The organism is Limnohabitans sp. Rim8, assembly GCF_943326455.1.
In the GTDB taxonomy this organism is placed as follows: domain Bacteria; phylum Pseudomonadota; class Gammaproteobacteria; order Burkholderiales; family Burkholderiaceae_C; genus Limnohabitans_A.
Genome location: NZ_CALPTI020000009.1, coordinates 23879 through 39441 on the forward strand (window position 1 = coordinate 23879; position 15563 = coordinate 39441).

Here is a 15563-nt window from a genome sequence, read left to right on the forward strand (position 1 = left end):
GCGCAGGAACTCCCCATGCAACTGACGCTCTGGACTTACGAAGGACCACCCCACGTGGGCGCGATGCGCGTGGCCACCGCCATGACGGACGTGCACTACGTGCTGCACGCCCCCCAAGGCGACACTTACGCCGACTTGTTGTTCACCATGATCGAGCGCCTGCCGCGCCGCCCGCCCGTCACCTACACCACCTTCCAGGCGCGCGATCTGGGCGGCGACACCGCCGAGCTTTTCAAGGATGCAGCACGCCAAGCGATGGCACGCTTCAAGCCTGCAGCCATGTTGGTGGGCTCGTCATGCACGGCTGAGCTCATCCAGGACGACCCGGGTGGCCTGGCCCAGGCCCTGCAACTGACCATTCCAGTGGTGGCGCTGGAGTTGCCTTCATACCAGCGCAAGGAAAACTGGGGCGCAAGCGAAACCTTTTACCAACTGTGCCGCCACCTGGTGCACAAGCCAGCTGATGACACCGCCAAGGCAGCCAAGGCACGCCCCACTTGCAACATCTTGGGCCCCAGCGCCCTGGGCTTTCGCCACCGCGACGACGTCAAGGAAATCACCCAACTGCTGAACCAACTCGGTGTCGACGTGGCCGTGGTCGCGCCCCTGAGTGCCAGCGTGGCCGATGTGCAAAAACTGGCCGAAGCCGACTTCAACGTGGTGCTCTACCCCGAAATTGGCCTGGCCGCCGCCCAGTGGCTGCAGCGCCAGTTTGACCAGCCTTACACCAAGACTGTCCCTTTGGGCAGCCACGCCACCCGTGACTTCATGGCCGAAGTCTGCGCCCTGACAGGCCAGCCGGTGCCTGGCCAAGACCCCGAGCATGCGCATGCGCCTTGGTACGCCAAGTCGGTCGATTCAACCTACCTGACCGGCAAACGCGTCTACATTTTTGGTGACGCCACGCACGTGGTGGCCGCAGCCCGCATCGCCAGCCAGGAGATGGGCTTTGAGGTGGTGGGCCTGGGCAGTTACAGCCGAGAATTTGCTCGCGAAGTGCGCGATTGCGGTAAGCGCTACGGCGTCGAAGCGCTGATCACCGACGACTACCTGGAAGTCGAAGACCAGATCCAAGCCTTGCAACCCGAGCTGATCTTGGGCACACAAATGGAGCGTCATATTGCCAAGCGCCAGGGCATTCCCTGCGCAGTGATTTCAGCCCCGGTGCATGTGCAAGACTTCCCCGCACGCTACGCCCCGCAAATGGGTTTTGAAGGCGCGAATGTGCTGTTCGACACTTGGGTACACCCTCTGATGATGGGCCTGGAAGAACACCTGATCGGCATGTTCCGCGAAGACTTCGAGTTCCACGCCGGGGCTGCGCCCTCGCATTTGGGCAGCACGCGGCCTGCGGCAGAGAACGTGGCTCCGATCGTCGCTGCGCCGCTTAGTGCACCCGTTGTCGCAACGACGCCCATGCCTGTGGCTGCACCCGCTCCCACCGAAACACTGACCACCGACAGCGTTCACAAGGTCGCTGTCCCCGCCCAAGCCGCTTCGAACCAGGCCACCTGGAGCCCCGAGGCCGAAAAAGAGCTGGGCAAGATCCCGTTCTTTGTGCGGGGCAAAGCGCGCCGCAACACCGAGCGATTTGCCCAAGACCAGGGCGTGGCGACCATCACCGTGGAGACGCTCTACGATGCCAAAGCCCATTACAGCCGGTAAACAGGCTTCCTCAACAACACCGCGCATGAGCGTGGTGCTGTTGACCATGGACAGCCACCTGGCCAGCGCGGCCGAGAGCGCGGCCGAGCGTCTGGCGCGCGATGTGCCGGGCCTGCACCTGCAAACGCACAGCGCCTCGGCTTGGCGAGACAGCGACACTGCCTTGGCCGCGTGCCTGACTGCCGTGGCACAAGCCGATCTGGTCATCGTCACCATGCTCTTCATGGAAGACCATTTCCTGCCGGTGCTCGACGCCCTGCAAGCGCGCCGCGAACATTGCGACGCCATGGTCTGCATCATGTCCGCCCCGCAAGTGACCCAACTCACCCGAATGGGCAAGCTGGTCATGGGTCGCGAATCGAGTGGCCTGATGGCCTTGCTCAAAAAGCTGCGCCCCAGTGCCAAGAACAAAGACACTGGCTCTGACACCGGCGCGCCATCGAGCGCCGGGGCCAAGCAAATGGCCATGCTGCGCCGCCTGCCCAAGCTGCTGCGCTTCATCCCCGGCACCGCGCAAGACCTGCGCCTTTTCTTCTTGACCATGCGCTACTGGCTGGCCGGTTCGGAGCACAACATCGAGCACTTGGTCAAAACCCTGGTGCACCGCTACGCCCAAGGCCCCCGCGAGCCGCTGCGCGCCCTGGCACAGCCAGAAGACCCGATTGAATACCCCGAGGTGGGCCTGTACCACCCGCAGATGAAAAGCCGCATCAGCGAACAGCTGAGCGATCTGCCCGGCCACGGCCGCAAAGACCAACCCGCCGTGGGTCTGTTGCTGCTGCGCTCGTATTTGCTGGCCGGCAACACCGCGCATTACGACGCGGTCATCGCCTCGCTGCAAGCGCGCGGCCTGCGCGTGATTCCAGCCTTTGCCAGCGGCCTCGATGCCCGCCCGGCCATGGACCGCTTCTTCAAGCCAGGCACGGGAACGCCTATCCAATCCTTGGTGTCGCTCACTGGCTTTTCGCTGGTCGGTGGCCCGGCCTACAACGACGCCAGCGCCGCCGAAGTGGCGCTCAGCGAACTCGATGTGCCCTACATCGCCGCACACCCGCTCGAATTCCAATCCATCGAGCAATGGGGCGACTCGACCCGTGGCCTGCTGCCCGTGGAAAACACCATCATGGTGGCCATTCCCGAACTCGATGGCTCGATCTTGCCCATGGTGTATGGCGGCCGCCCCGGCCCCGCCGGTCAAACCTGCCACGGCTGCGACAAGCGCTGCACCTTTCCCAGCGGCCCGCGCAGCCAGGACATGTTCACCTGCAGCGAGCGCACCGAAATGCTCACCGCCCGCGTGGAACGCCTGGTGCGCCTGCGCGACAAACCGCGCGCCGACCGCAAGCTGGCCATCGTGCTGTTCAACTTTCCACCCAACGCGGGCAGCGTGGGCACTGCTGCTTACCTGTCGGTGTTCCAGTCGCTGTTCAATACCTTGCAGCGCTTGTCGCTTGAAGGCTACCAAGTCACATTGCCGGACAGCGTGGACGACCTGCGCAACCGCCTGCTGCACGGCAACGCCAGCCAATACGGCACGCAAGCCAATGTGCTGCACGCCATCGACACCGGCCACCATGTGAAAAACGAGCGCTGGTTGAACGAGATCGAAGTGCAGTGGGGCCCCGCCCCCGGCAAGCACCTGACCAATGGCCAGTCGATCTTTGTGCTGGGTGCAGACTTTGGCCAGGTGGTGGTCACGGTGCAACCGGGCTTTGGCTACGAGGGTGACCCGATGCGCCTGCTGTTTGAGACCGGCTGCGCCCCCACCCATGCCTTCAGCGCGTTCTACCGCTACCTGCGTGAGGACTACGCTGCCGACGCGGTGCTGCACTTTGGCACGCACGGCGCGCTCGAGTTCATGCCTGGCAAACAAACCGGCCTGTCGGCCCAGTGTTGGCCCGACCGCCTGATCGGCGCGCTGCCCAATGTTTACCTCTACGCCGCCAACAACCCGTCCGAAGGGGCCCTCGCCAAGCGCCGTGGCGCGGCCACGCTGGTGAGTTACCTCACGCCCTCGCTCACGCATTCGGGCCTGTACAAAGAACTGGTCAGCTTGCAGCAATCCATCGAGCGCTGGCAGCAAATGGGGCCCGACCAAACCCAAGACCGCGAGAGCATGACCGAGCTGATTCACGAACAGGCGCGAGGCATTGACCTGGCCGTGCCGCCGCTATTGAACACGGCTGCAGGCACTGACCATGCGAGCTGGATCGAGCCGCTGCAAAACCAGTTGCTTGAACTCGAATACGCGCTCATCCCCGAAGGTCTGCATGTCATGGGTCAAGCGCCGACCCGAGAGCAGCGCCTGGGTACGCTCCGGGTCATGGCCGATGCCATGGGATTGAAGGCAGCCCAAAACACCACTTTGATGGACGCCTTGGTCGACGGAGCCAGTGAAGCGGAACTGAACGCACAATTCAGCGCCGACCTGATGGCTGGCGACAAAGCCCAGGCCGAGACCTTGCGCCAGCTGGTGCGCAGCAACCGCCTGCTGGGCGAAGACCACGAAATGCAAGGCCTGATGCGCGCCCTGGACGGCCGCTATTTGCAGCCCGCCCCCGGTGGCGACCTGATCCGCAACGCCAATGTGCTGCCCACCGGGCGCAACCTGCATGGCCTAGACCCCTTCCGTATGCCGTCCGCCTTTGCGGTACGCGATGGCCAGCGTCAAGCGGAGAAACTTTTGGCTCGCTACCAGCAAGACCACCAGACCATGCCCGAGACCGTGGCCATGGTGCTGTGGGGCACCGACAACCTCAAGACCGAAGGTAGCCCGATGGCACAGGCCTTGGCCTTGATGGGCGCAGCACCCCGATTTGACAGCTACGGCCGCTTGGCTGGCGCTCAACTGATCCCCTTGGCAGAATTGGGCCGCCCACGCATCGACGTGGTCATCACCTTGTCCGGCATCTTCCGCGACCTGTTGCCCATGCAAATTCGCTTGCTGGCCGAAGCCGCGTTTTTGGCCGCCAGTGCTGACGAACCGGTGGAACAAAACTTTGTGCGCCAACATGCGCTGGCCTACCTGGCCGAGCACGAAGGCAGCACCCTGGAAACCGCTGCACTGCGCGTTTTTGGCAACACCGAAGGCGCTTATGGCGCCAACGTGAACCAACTGATTGACAGCAGTTGCTGGGAAAACGAAAACGAACTCGGAGACGCCTTCACCCAGCGCAAGGGCTTTGCCTACGGCCGTGAAGGTCGCCCGGTGCGCAACACTGCCGTGCTCCAAAGCGCGCTGGCCAGTGTGTCACTCACCTACCAAAACCTGGATTCGGTGGAGCTGGGCGTGACCAGCATCGACACTTACTTCGACACCTTGGGCGGCATCAGCCGCGCCGTGCTGCAGGCCAAACACCAGCGCGACGGCAACGCCGCCGAAGCCCCGCCAGTGTTCATCGGCGACCAAACACAAGGCGATGGTGTGGTGCGCAGCCTGACCGAACAAGTGGCGCTGGAAACCCGCAGCCGCATGCTCAATCCCAAATGGCACGAAAGCATGCTGCAACACGGCTACGAAGGCGTGCGCCAGATTGAGGCGCACCTGACCAACACCATGGGCTGGTCGGCCACCACAGGCCAAGTGCAGCCCTGGGTCTACCAGCAGCTGGCCCAGACCTTTGTGTTGGACCCTGCTATGCGCGAACGCATGGCCCAACTCAATCCCACCGCATCGGCCAAAGTGGCCAACCGCCTGCTGGAGGCCACCCGCCGCCAGTACTGGCAACCCGACGCCGAGACCATGTCAGCTTTGCTGCGTGCCGGCGAAGAACTTGAAGACCGCCTTGAAGGCATACAGGAAGGACTCCCAGCATGATCGAAACCACCAGCATCCCCGTGAACAGCATCCAGAGGGTACGCGGCGCAGATGGCGAAGGCAGCGTGCAGTTCCAGATGGACCCCACCGTCAAGATCGGCACCGCCAAAGTGTTTGCGGTCTACGGCAAAGGCGGCATTGGCAAGAGCACCACGTCTTCCAACCTGTCGGTCGCCTTCAGCAAACTGGGCAAGCGCGTACTGCAAATCGGCTGCGACCCCAAACACGACTCGACCTTCACCTTGACCAAAAAACTCATGCCCACCGTGATCGACGCGCTCGAAACGGTGGACTTCCATGCGGAGGAACTTCGCCTCGATGACTTCGTCTTCAAAGGCTACAACGGCGTGATGTGCGTGGAAGCCGGTGGCCCGCCCGCAGGCACTGGCTGCGGCGGCTACGTGGTCGGCCAGACCGTCAAATTACTGAAAGAACACCATTTGCTCGAAGACACCGACGTGGTGATTTTTGACGTGCTGGGCGACGTGGTGTGTGGCGGTTTTGCCGCCCCGCTGCAACACGCCGACCGTGCGCTCATCGTCACTGCCAACGACTTCGACTCCATCTTTGCGATGAACCGCATCGTCCAAGCGATTGGTGCCAAGGCCAAGAACTACAACGTACGCCTGGGCGGCGTGATCGCGAACCGCAGCGACGCGACCGACCAGATTGACAAATACAACGCGGTCACCGGCCTCAAAACCATGGCGCACTTTCCCATGCTGGACGAGATCCGCAAGAGCCGTCTGCAAAAGTGCACCCTGTTCGAGCTGGAACCCACACCCGCTGTCAAAGCCGTACAGGACGAGTACTTGCGTCTGGCTGCCGCGCTGTGGCTGGGGGCCGATGCACTGCCCTCCATCCCCATGAAAGACCGCGACATTTTTGATCTGCTGGGTTTCGACTGAATCCCACACGGAAAGCACCCGATGAACACCACCGCCTACGAACAACGCCGCAGCCAGATCGAGCACTACTTTGACCGCACCGCGGCCGATGCTTGGGCGCGATTGACCTCGAACGAGCCGGTGGGCCGCATCCGCGCCACCGTGCGCGCCGGGCGCGACACCATGCGCGAGACCCTGCTGTCGTGGTTGCCGCAAGACCTGCGTGGCCTGCGCGTGCTGGATGCCGGTTGTGGCACCGGCGCGCTGGCCTTGCAAGCGGCCCTGCGCGGTGCCCACGTTGTGGCCATCGACCTATCGCCCACCTTGGTCAAGTTGGCTGCCGAACGCATGGCTGCCGAGCACCCCACCCTGCCCGGCTCAGTCGAATTCATGTCAGGCGACATGCTCAGCCCCGACTTAGGCCACTTTGACCATGTGGTCTGCATGGACTCGCTCATCCACTACGACAGCGACCAAATCGCCGAAGCTTTGGCCGGTTTGGCCCAGCGCACCCGCAGCTCCATGGCCTTCACCTTTGCGCCGCGCACACCGCTCTTGGCCCTGATGCACAGCGCGGGACGCTTGTTTCCGCGCAGTGACCGTTCGCCATCTTTGTCACCCGTTGCGCATGCCGACTTGCTGCAACGCATGCAAAACCACCTGGATTTGCAAGGCTGGCAAGGCGCGCGCATGCAGCGCGTGGCCAGTGGCTTTTACACCTCTCAAGCCTGGGAGTGGACACGCTCATGAAACTGCGCGTCCCCATGCCCCGCTGGTTTACGGCCTACGGCACGCGCTTCATGCCGTTTGCCGATGCGGCCTCGCCTGAGCTGCCCATGGCGCGCCTCTTGCGCCTGTCGTTGTTCCAGGTGGTGATTGGCATGGTCACGGCGCTGCTGGTGGGCACGCTCAACCGGGTCATGATCGTGGAGCTGCAAGTGCCCGCTTGGTGGGTGGCACTGGCTGTCGCCATTCCCATGGTCTTTGCGCCCTTGCGCACCCTGATCGGCTACCGCAGCGACACACACCCCTCGGCGCTGGGCCTGCGCCGCATTCCTTATTTGTGGACCGGTACCTTGCTGTTGTTTGGCGGTCTGTCCATCATGCCTTTTGCCTTGCTGCTGCTGTCCGAACCCGAAGCCGCCAATCTTTGGGTGGGTCAGCTGGGCGCGTGCCTGGCTTTTGTGTTGGTGGGCACCGGCATCCAGGTCACGCAAACCGCGGGCATGGCCTTGGCGCACGACCTGGCCACCGACGACAAACGTCCTCGAGTGGTGGCCTTGCTTTACAGCATGCTGCTGGTGGGCATGATCGCCAGCAGCGCGGTGTTTGGCTGGCTGCTCGCTGACTTCAGCCCGCAAAAACTCATTCAACTGGTGCAAGGCTGCGCTGTGATGGTGGCGGTGATGAACCTGGCCTCGCTGTGGAAACAAGAGGCTCGAGGTGCCAAACGCGGTCGCCGTGAAGCCGGTGGCTTTGCCAGCAGCTGGCGTGACCTCATGGCCCAGCCGCAGATGCGCCGCTTTTTGTGGACGCTGGCCTTGGGCACCTTTGCCTTCAACATGCAAGACATCGTGCTCGAGCCTTATGCGGCCGAGATCCTGAAACTGGACGTGGGCGCGACCAGTGCCCTCACGGCTTTGAGTGCCGGTGGCGCTTTGCTGGCTTTCCTCTTGTCAGCCCGGTGGCTGTCGGGGGGCATGCACGCTTGCCGTCTGGCCAGCTTGGGTGTGCTGCTGGGCCTACCCGCATTTGCGATGGTGATTTTTTCAGGCCCGCTCGAAGCGGCCTGGTTGTTCCGCATCGGCGTAGGCCTGATCGGCTTCAGTGGCGGCTTGTTTTCTGTCGGCATGCTGGTCACCGCGATGGGGATAGCCCAAGACGGCAGCCCCATGGGCAAACTCGGTGGCTTGGTCATTGGCACTTGGGGCGCTGTGCAAGCCACCAGCGCGGGCGCGGCCATGGCGCTGGGCGGGGCTTTGCGGGACGGCGTGTCGGTGCTGGCCATGTCGGGCGCTTTGGGCGAGGTGCTGGTCACCCCCATCACCGCCTACAGCTTCGTCTACCACCTGGAAATGTATTTGTTGTTTGTCGTGCTGGTGGCCTTGGGCCCGATGCTGCGCGCCAGTCGTTTGGCCGCGCGCGCAGAGGCGCAAAAAGCCAGTCCCCCCCAACCCTTTGGCCTGGCGCAGCTGCCGGGCTGATGCACCGATTTTTTGAAGGAGAACAGCCATGGAAACAGGCGCAATCACACAGTACATCGATGTGGCCCAAATCGTGTTGTACATGTTCTGGGCATTTTTTGCCGGTCTGATTTACTACCTCGTGCGCGAAAGCCACCGCGAGGGCTACCCCATGGATTCAGGCCGTGAAAACGGCCCCAAGATCCAAGGCTGGCCACCCGTGCCAGAACCAGTGACCTACAAAACCGAGGACGGCCACACCTACCTGTCGCCCGACCTGAATCGCCCAGATGGCGAGTACAGTGCCAAGCCCATGCATGGCTGGAACGGTGCACCGCTGGAGCCCGTGGGTGACCCCTTGCTGGCGGGCGTGGGGCCTGGTGCTTGGGCCATGCGTGCCGACGTGCCCGACATGGAACACGGCCACCCCAAAATCGTGCCCATGCGCATTGCCACCGACCACTCCGTGGCCAAGCGAGACGTGGACCCTCGCGGTCTGCCCGTCTGGGGCGCCGACAAAATCGTTGCGGGCACTGTGGTCGATCTGTGGGTAGACCGCATGGAAATGGTGTTTCGCTACGCTGAAGTGCAACTGGTCAACTCCGACAAGCGCGTCTTGCTGCCCATGAACTTTGCGCGCATCAAAAAAGATGGTTCGCATGTGCAAGCGATTTTGGCGCACCAGTTTGCCAACGTGCCGCAAACCAAATCGAACGAGCAGATCACCTTGCTCGAAGAAGAAAAAATCACCGCCTATTACGGCGCAGGCACCTTGTACGCCACCCCTGATCGTCAGGAACCCATCATATGAAAGCCACCCACGAACACGAGTGGGAAGCCGCCCCCGGCCTGCCCAGTGCTTTGCCGCCGGGCGAGCGCGTGGTCTGGCAGGGCGCACCCGATTGGAAGCGCTTGGCCATTCACGCCTTTCATGTTCGCAAAGTCGCGTTGTACTTTGCGCTGATGTTGGCCATACAGGCCATCAACCTGACTGCTCCAGAAGGCCAAGTCGACTGGAAACCCATGGTGGTGGCCGCTGGCCTGTACGCCGTGGCACTCGGCTTGCTTTTGGGCACAGCTTGGTTTTCTGCACGCAGCACGCTTTACACCCTGACCAACAAGCGCGTGGTCATGCGGATTGGCATCGTGCTCACGCTGACTTTCAACCTGCCCTTCAAACGCATCGCAGGTGCGTCACTCAAAACCCAAGGTGCGGGTACAGGCGACATCGCCTTGGCCTTGCACCCCGAAGACCGCATCGGCTGGGCCCACCTTTGGCCGCACCAGCGGGCTTGGTATGTGACGCAACCCCAGCCCACCCTGCGCTGCGTCCCCCATAGCGCGCAAGTCGGCGAGCAGCTGTTGGCCCTGTGGCGCGCGGAACGTGCAGGCCAAAGCTTGCACTTGGGTGATGCCCCTGTCGGCGAACCCGCGCGCGCACCTAACCAGGGCATGTTGGCATGAACACCTTGCCCAAGCATGGCTGGCAGGTTCACAGCCTGAACCGACCCATGGCCTGGATCGGCGTGATGCTGCTGTCCATGCTCGTGGCTGTGGGCCTGGCCCGCTGGTCGGGCCTGGACCCGCGCATGCCCGATGCCGCCGTGCAATGGCAACGCGACCTGCAATTTCGTGATCTGCCCAACGGCGACATCGCCGTGCTCGACGTCAGCACGGGCCAACAGGTGGCCCAGTTCTCAGGTGAGCAAGGCTTTTTGCGAAGCACCCTTCGGGCCTTGGCACGGGAGCGTCAGCGTGAAAACCTGGGAAAAGAAGCCCCATTTTTATTGATCGGCCGCACCGATGGCCGCATGACTCTGCAAGACCCCAGTACAGGACAACGCATTGACCTCGAATCGTTTGGTCCCAGCAACGCCGCCGTATTTGCCAGCCTGCGACTGGCTGGCTACAAAACCCCCTGACATTGAATCATTCCGTACCGGAGAAACCCATGACCGCCAATGCCGTCCACACCATCGAAACCGCTGAAGATGCCAACAAAAAGGCCGTGCACGACGACATGATCAGCCCGCGCTTTTACACCACCGACTTTGCGGCCATGGACCGCATCAACATCGAGCCGGTGCGCGCCGAATGGGACCGGATGATGGCCGAATACGAAGGCGACAACAACCACGACCACTTCCAGCGCGACGAAGCCTTTGCCGGCGAAGTGGCCTCGGGCATGGCCAGCCTCTCGCCCGAAATGCGCCAGGAGTTCATGGACTTTTTGGTCAGCTCACTCACATCGGAATTTTCCGGCTGCGTGCTTTACAACGAGATCCGCAAAAACGTCAGCAACCCCGACATCAAGCAGCTGATGACCTATCTGGCGCGTGACGAATCGCGCCACGCGGGCTTCATCAACCTGTCGCTGCGCGACTTCAATTTGGGCATCGACCTGGGCAACTTGAAGCGCACCAAGAAATACACCTTCTTCAAGCCCAAATACATTTACTACGCGACCTACTTGTCCGAAAAGATTGGCTACGCGCGCTACATCACCATCTTCCGCCAACTCGAAAAGCACCCCGAAAAACGCTTTCACCCGATCTTCCGCTGGTTCGAGCTGTGGTGCAACGACGAATTCCGCCATGGCGAATCGTTCGCCCTGATCATGCGCGCCAACCCCAAGCTGCTCAGCGGCGGCAACAAACTGTGGATCCGCTTTTTCTTGTTGGCTGTTTACGCCACCATGTACGTGCGCGACCACACCCGCCCCATGCTGCACGAGGCCATGGGGCTCGACTCAAGCGAATACGATTACCAGGTGTTTCGCATCACCACCGAAATCACCAAGCAGGTGTTCCCACTGGCGCTGGACACCGACCACCCCGACTTCCGCCGGGGGCTCGAGCGCTTGTTTGCCATTTCGCAAGCCATGGAAAAAGCCAAGGCCCGTGGCGGTCTGGTGGGCAAGCTGCAGCAAGGTGTTTGCGCCGTCAAGGCAGCCGCCACCTTTGCCCGTCTGTACTTCATGCCGGTGATTGAACAAGACCTGTCGCCCCAGGTCCGCATGGAACCGGCATGGTGACTGAAGTCGTTTGGGCCTGCGTTTTCACGGCACTGTGCTGGTGGCTCGGCACGGGCGTGATTTTGTGGCTCGACCGGCTGCCTGCGCGCAGCTTCCGTTTCAGCCTCGGCGGCTGGACGGTGCTTTTGGCTCTGAGTTTTTGGGGCGTGGCCCACAGCATGCAAGAGGTCAGCGTGTTCAACGCCTACCTCGCCTTTGGCAGCGTGATTGTCATGTGGGGCTGGCACGAGCTGGCCTTTTTGACGGGTTGGATCACCGGCCCTCGCAAAACGCCATTGGACGCGGGTGCCACAGGTTGGCTGCGCTTTGTGCAATCGGTGCAGGTCATGCTCTACCACGAGCTGGCCTTGCTGGCCAATTTCGCCGTGCTGTGGTGGATGCAAGAGAGTCAGCCCAGCCATGTGGCCATTTGCACCTTTGCCCTGCTGTGGTGCATGCGCCTGTCGGCCAAACTGAACCTGTTCTTTGGCGTGCCGCAAAACGGCGCGCAATACCTGCCTGAGCACTTGGCCTATTTGGCCAGTTATTTCCGCACCACCAACGGCATGTCGCTTTGGTTTGTTCTGTCCATGAGCGTGGCCATGGGCACCTGGTTTTGGCTGGTCTGGCTGGCACAACAAGGTGCTGTGGCCATCACCACCGGTTGGGTCATGCTGGCCACGCTGCTCGGGTTGGCCATCGTTGAACACGTCATCATGATTTTCCCTTGGCCACTGGAGCGGCTGTGGGGTTGGGCCATGGGCCAAACCAGCAAACCGGCTTTGACCACACCCCCTTGAAGGCCCCCATGAACACCCAGACGCCCACGCTCACCCATGCTTACCGCAGCGAAGGTTTCGGCATTCCAACTGCGCCCAAAGGTCCAGATCTGAGCACCCCAGCGACACTGCGTCAGCGCCCGCTGGCGGTCATCATTGGCAGCGGCTTTGGCGGGCTGGCGGCGGCGATCCGCCTGAGCGTCAAAGGTTACGAGGTCAAGGTTTTTGAAAAACTCGATGCCCCCGGTGGCCGCGCCTATGTGCACCACCAGGATGGCTTCACCTTCGATGCTGGCCCCACCATCATCACGGCGCCTTTTTTGCTCGAAGAACTTTGGGCGCTTTGTGGCAAGAATTTTGCAGACGACGTGAAGCTGGTGGCCATGGACCCCTTTTACCGTGTGCGTTTTGCAGATGGCACCTGGTTTGACTACAACGGCGACGCCGAGCACATGCGCGCCGAAGTGGCCCGGTTTGAACCATCAGACCTGCCCGGCTACGAAAGATTTTTAGAAGAAGCCGAGCGCTGCAAAACACTCGGTTTTGAAGGCATGGGCGATATGGCTTTTGACAAAGTCAGCGACCTGATGGCGGCCATTCCCGACTTCTTGCGCATGGGCGCTTGGCGCAGCCTCTACAGCTTGGTGGCCAAACACATCCGCAACGACAAGCTGCGCATCGTGATGAGCTTTCACCCGCTGCTGATTGGCGGCAACCCCTTTGCCGTGACCTGTGCCTACGCGCTCATCAACTCGCTGGAACGCACCTGGGGTGTGCACTCGGCCATGGGCGGCACGGGCGCCATCGTCAAAGGCCTGGTGAGCCTGCTGCAAGAGCGCGGTGTACCGCTACGCTGCAACGCACCTGTGACGCAAATCCGCATTGAAAATGGCCGTGCTTGCGGTGTCGAACTGCAAAGCGGCGAATTCGTGCCCGCCGACATCGTGGTGAGCAACGGCGATACCGCCTGGACCTACAAAAATCTGGTGGCCCCTGAGCACCGCCGCGTGTGGACCGACCGCAAGATTGCCAACGGCAAATACTCCATGGGCTTGTTTGTCTGGTATTTCGGCACCTCCAAGCAATACAAAGACGTGCCGCACCACATGATGGTGCTGGGTCCACGCTACCAAGGCCTGCTGCAAGACATCTTTCAAAAGCACAAACTGGCCGATGACTTCAGCCTGTACTTGCACCGCCCCACGGCCACCGACCCGTCACTGGCGCCAGAAGGTTGCGACACGTTTTATGTGCTCTCGCCCGTGCCACACCTGGACAGCGGAACCGACTGGCCCGCCTTTGCCGAGACTTATCGCGCCGCGATTGCAGAGAGTTTGGAGGCCAGCGTGCTGCCAGGTCTGCGCGACTGCATCGTGACCAGCAAGGTCAGCACACCGCAAGATTTCCACGACAACTTGTGGTCCTACAAAGGCGCGGGCTTTGGCCTGGAGCCTTTGCTGCTACAAAGCGCCTGGTTCCGCCCGCACAACCGCAGTGAAGACGTGCCGGGCTTGTTTGTGGTGGGTGCCAGCACGCACCCAGGCGCAGGTGTACCGGGCGTTCTCATGTCGGCCAAAGCTCTGGAAACGGTGGTGCCCCATGTCAAGGCCTGAACCCGTAGCCAGCACCGCAACTCACTTGAGCGCCGTGGCCACCCATGCAGCCAATCAGCCCATGGCGCCCGTGGTGCTGCATGAGCTCGATTTCGATTCGCACGACCTTCAAGCCTGCGTGGCCATGATGCAAGGTGGTTCCAAAACATTTTTTGCGGCCAGCCGTTTGCTGCCGCCGCGCGTGCGCACCGCTGCGATCGCGCTCTATGCGTTTTGCCGTGTGGCCGATGATTTGGTCGACGAAGCCGCACCGGGCGATACGCCCTTGGTCGTGTTGAAAGAGCGCTTGGACGCCATCTACAACAGCACGCCTCACGACCATGTCGAAGACCATGCACTGAGCTTGCTGGTGCAGCAATACAAATTGCCACGCCATTTGCTCGATGCCCTGATCGAAGGTTTTGCCTGGGATGCTGCGGGTCGGACCTATGACAGCATCGAAGACCTGCACGCCTATGGCGCAAGGGTAGCCGGCAGCGTGGGTGCGATGATGAGCTGGATCATGGGCCCGCAGAGCATGGACACCCTGGCCCGCGCCTGCGAGTTGGGTGTGGCCATGCAACTCACCAACATCGCTCGCGACGTCGGACATGACGCCAGCATTGGCCGCCTGTACCTGCCGCGTCGATGGCTGGTCGAAGCAGGCGTCAATCCTGAAGCATGGATGGCAGAGCCCGTTTTTTCACCGGCCATCGCTGGCGTGGTGGCACGCCTTTTGGAAGAGGCCGACCGCCTGTACAAGCAAGCCCACTCCGGCATCGCGGCCTTGCCGCCAGATTGCCGCGCTGCCATTTGCGCTGCCAGCATGATCTACGCCGAAATCGGTCACCAACTGCGCCGCGATGGCTTGGATTCAGTCAACAAGCGCACGGTGGTCAGCACCACACGCAAGCTCATGCTGTTGGCCAGCGCCTGGACCCAGGTGCACTGGATCCGCGTGAGCGCGCACACCCCAGAGCCACTGGAGGCGATCGTGGGCTTGGTGCAAGGCTGCCGCGATGCCGTTCAACAGAAAGGCAACAAGGCTTATTTTCCAAACCGCGCCATGCCCCAGCGCGTGGCCTGGATGCTCGACCTGCTGGAGCGCCGCGAAGCAGAGCGCCTTGGCCGCAACACATGAATGCAAACGCCATGACTTGCCCCTCGACACGGAGCGCCTGATGAGGGTCCCCAGCCACGGCATCAACGTTCGCTTGCTCTACGTGAGTCGCGCTGCAGGCCCGCAGACCACCACCATGACCACCAGCATCCTGTCGCAAGCCCAAGCGCACAACCAGGCCCAAGGCATCACCGGTGTGTTGTGTCAGGGTCAGGGGTTTTTCTTCCAGGTCATTGAGGGCCAACGCAGTCGGGTCAATGCGCTGTTCCACAGAATTGCTGCCGATGCACGCCACAAAGACGTGGAGATTCTGCATTACGAAGAAATCAACGAAAGGCGCTTTGGCCAATGGTCCATGGCGCTGATCCACTTGTCTGTGGACGACCCCATGGTCAGGTTGCAGCACCCAGACTTTGACCCCTACTCGGCCTCAGGTCCACAGGTCATGAAGCAGATGATGGATTTGCTGGAAGCGGGTCAGCCGATCAAATTGCCTGAGGGCTAAGT

The 15563-nt window shown here is 61.8% G+C and carries 13 protein-coding genes; all 13 read left to right on the forward strand.

The annotated features are described in order from the left end of the window. Nucleotides 1–15: 15 nt before the first annotated feature. From bchB to Q1M54_RS08240, 13 genes are read left to right on the forward strand one after another with little or no spacing between them, the layout of a single operon-like run. Nucleotides 16–1665, forward strand: a complete 1650-nt coding sequence (gene bchB, locus Q1M54_RS08180; protein ID WP_300556102.1) for a ferredoxin:protochlorophyllide reductase (ATP-dependent) subunit B — start codon at nt 16–18, stop codon at nt 1663–1665. Continuing rightward, nucleotides 1640–5482, forward strand: coding sequence for a magnesium chelatase subunit H (locus Q1M54_RS08185; RefSeq protein WP_300556104.1), 3843 nt, complete (start codon nt 1640–1642; stop codon nt 5480–5482). The genes bchB and Q1M54_RS08185 overlap by 26 nt, the downstream gene beginning before the upstream one ends. Then, complete coding sequence (gene bchL / locus Q1M54_RS08190; protein ID WP_019425988.1) at nt 5479–6390, forward strand: ferredoxin:protochlorophyllide reductase (ATP-dependent) iron-sulfur ATP-binding protein; 912 nt, start codon at nt 5479–5481, stop codon at nt 6388–6390. The genes Q1M54_RS08185 and bchL overlap by 4 nt, the downstream gene beginning before the upstream one ends. Nucleotides 6391–6411: 21 nt before the next feature. Continuing rightward, the gene (gene bchM / locus Q1M54_RS08195) at nt 6412–7119 is read left to right on the forward strand and encodes a magnesium protoporphyrin IX methyltransferase (RefSeq protein ID WP_300556106.1); all 708 of its coding nucleotides are present in this window, start codon (nt 6412–6414) and stop codon (nt 7117–7119) included. Further along, the gene (locus Q1M54_RS08200) at nt 7116–8573 is read left to right on the forward strand and encodes a BCD family MFS transporter (RefSeq protein ID WP_300556108.1); all 1458 of its coding nucleotides are present in this window, start codon (nt 7116–7118) and stop codon (nt 8571–8573) included. The genes bchM and Q1M54_RS08200 overlap by 4 nt, the downstream gene beginning before the upstream one ends. Nucleotides 8574–8601: 28 nt before the next feature. Further along, complete coding sequence (puhA, locus tag Q1M54_RS08205; protein WP_300556110.1) at nt 8602–9363, forward strand: photosynthetic reaction center subunit H; 762 nt, start codon at nt 8602–8604, stop codon at nt 9361–9363. Further along, nucleotides 9360–10016, forward strand: coding sequence for a photosynthetic complex putative assembly protein PuhB (gene puhB / locus Q1M54_RS08210; protein ID WP_300556112.1), 657 nt, complete (start codon nt 9360–9362; stop codon nt 10014–10016). Before puhA ends, puhB begins: the two co-directional genes overlap by 4 nt. After that, on the forward strand, nt 10013–10474 hold the full coding sequence (gene puhC, locus Q1M54_RS08215; RefSeq protein ID WP_300556114.1) for a photosynthetic complex assembly protein PuhC: 462 nt from the start codon (nt 10013–10015) through the stop codon (nt 10472–10474). Before puhB ends, puhC begins: the two co-directional genes overlap by 4 nt. A gap of 29 nt (nt 10475–10503) precedes the next feature. Continuing rightward, nucleotides 10504–11586, forward strand: a complete 1083-nt coding sequence (gene acsF, locus Q1M54_RS08220) for a magnesium-protoporphyrin IX monomethyl ester (oxidative) cyclase (protein ID WP_300556116.1) — start codon at nt 10504–10506, stop codon at nt 11584–11586. Then, nucleotides 11580–12365 carry a putative photosynthetic complex assembly protein PuhE gene (gene puhE, locus Q1M54_RS08225; RefSeq protein ID WP_300556118.1) on the forward strand — a complete coding sequence of 262 codons (786 nt, stop codon included), beginning with the start codon at nt 11580–11582 and terminating at the stop codon, nt 12363–12365. The genes acsF and puhE overlap by 7 nt, the downstream gene beginning before the upstream one ends. A gap of 8 nt (nt 12366–12373) precedes the next feature. Beyond that, nucleotides 12374–13957: a phytoene desaturase gene (locus Q1M54_RS08230; RefSeq protein ID WP_300556120.1), complete on the forward strand. Its 1584-nt coding sequence runs from the start codon at nt 12374–12376 to the stop codon at nt 13955–13957. Then, complete coding sequence (locus Q1M54_RS08235) at nt 13944–15077, forward strand: phytoene/squalene synthase family protein (protein WP_300556122.1); 1134 nt, start codon at nt 13944–13946, stop codon at nt 15075–15077. Before Q1M54_RS08230 ends, Q1M54_RS08235 begins: the two co-directional genes overlap by 14 nt. Nucleotides 15078–15117: 40 nt before the next feature. Next, entirely contained in the window at nt 15118–15561 is a 444-nt protein-coding gene (locus tag Q1M54_RS08240; RefSeq protein WP_300556124.1) for a BLUF domain-containing protein, read from the forward strand. Nucleotides 15562–15563 lie beyond the last annotated feature (2 nt).

What these genes read in the sequence shown, in the direction of transcription:
- puhE (WP_300556118.1), top strand. Translation starts at nt 11,580, where the DNA reads ATGGTGACTGAAGTCGTTTGGGCCTGCGTTTTCACGGCACTGTGCTGG.
- Q1M54_RS08200 (WP_300556108.1), top strand. Translation starts at nt 7,116, where the DNA reads ATGAAACTGCGCGTCCCCATGCCCCGCTGGTTTACGGCCTACGGCACG.
- Q1M54_RS08185 (WP_300556104.1), top strand. Translation starts at nt 1,640, where the DNA reads ATGCCAAAGCCCATTACAGCCGGTAAACAGGCTTCCTCAACAACACCG.
- Q1M54_RS08235 (WP_300556122.1), top strand. Translation starts at nt 13,944, where the DNA reads ATGTCAAGGCCTGAACCCGTAGCCAGCACCGCAACTCACTTGAGCGCC.
- puhC (WP_300556114.1), top strand. Translation starts at nt 10,013, where the DNA reads ATGAACACCTTGCCCAAGCATGGCTGGCAGGTTCACAGCCTGAACCGA.
- Q1M54_RS08230 (WP_300556120.1), top strand. Translation starts at nt 12,374, where the DNA reads ATGAACACCCAGACGCCCACGCTCACCCATGCTTACCGCAGCGAAGGT.
- Q1M54_RS08240 (WP_300556124.1), top strand. Translation starts at nt 15,118, where the DNA reads ATGAGGGTCCCCAGCCACGGCATCAACGTTCGCTTGCTCTACGTGAGT.
- bchL (WP_019425988.1), top strand. Translation starts at nt 5,479, where the DNA reads ATGATCGAAACCACCAGCATCCCCGTGAACAGCATCCAGAGGGTACGC.
- puhB (WP_300556112.1), top strand. Translation starts at nt 9,360, where the DNA reads ATGAAAGCCACCCACGAACACGAGTGGGAAGCCGCCCCCGGCCTGCCC.
- puhA (WP_300556110.1), top strand. Translation starts at nt 8,602, where the DNA reads ATGGAAACAGGCGCAATCACACAGTACATCGATGTGGCCCAAATCGTG.
- acsF (WP_300556116.1), top strand. Translation starts at nt 10,504, where the DNA reads ATGACCGCCAATGCCGTCCACACCATCGAAACCGCTGAAGATGCCAAC.
- bchB (WP_300556102.1), top strand. Translation starts at nt 16, where the DNA reads ATGCAACTGACGCTCTGGACTTACGAAGGACCACCCCACGTGGGCGCG.
- bchM (WP_300556106.1), top strand. Translation starts at nt 6,412, where the DNA reads ATGAACACCACCGCCTACGAACAACGCCGCAGCCAGATCGAGCACTAC.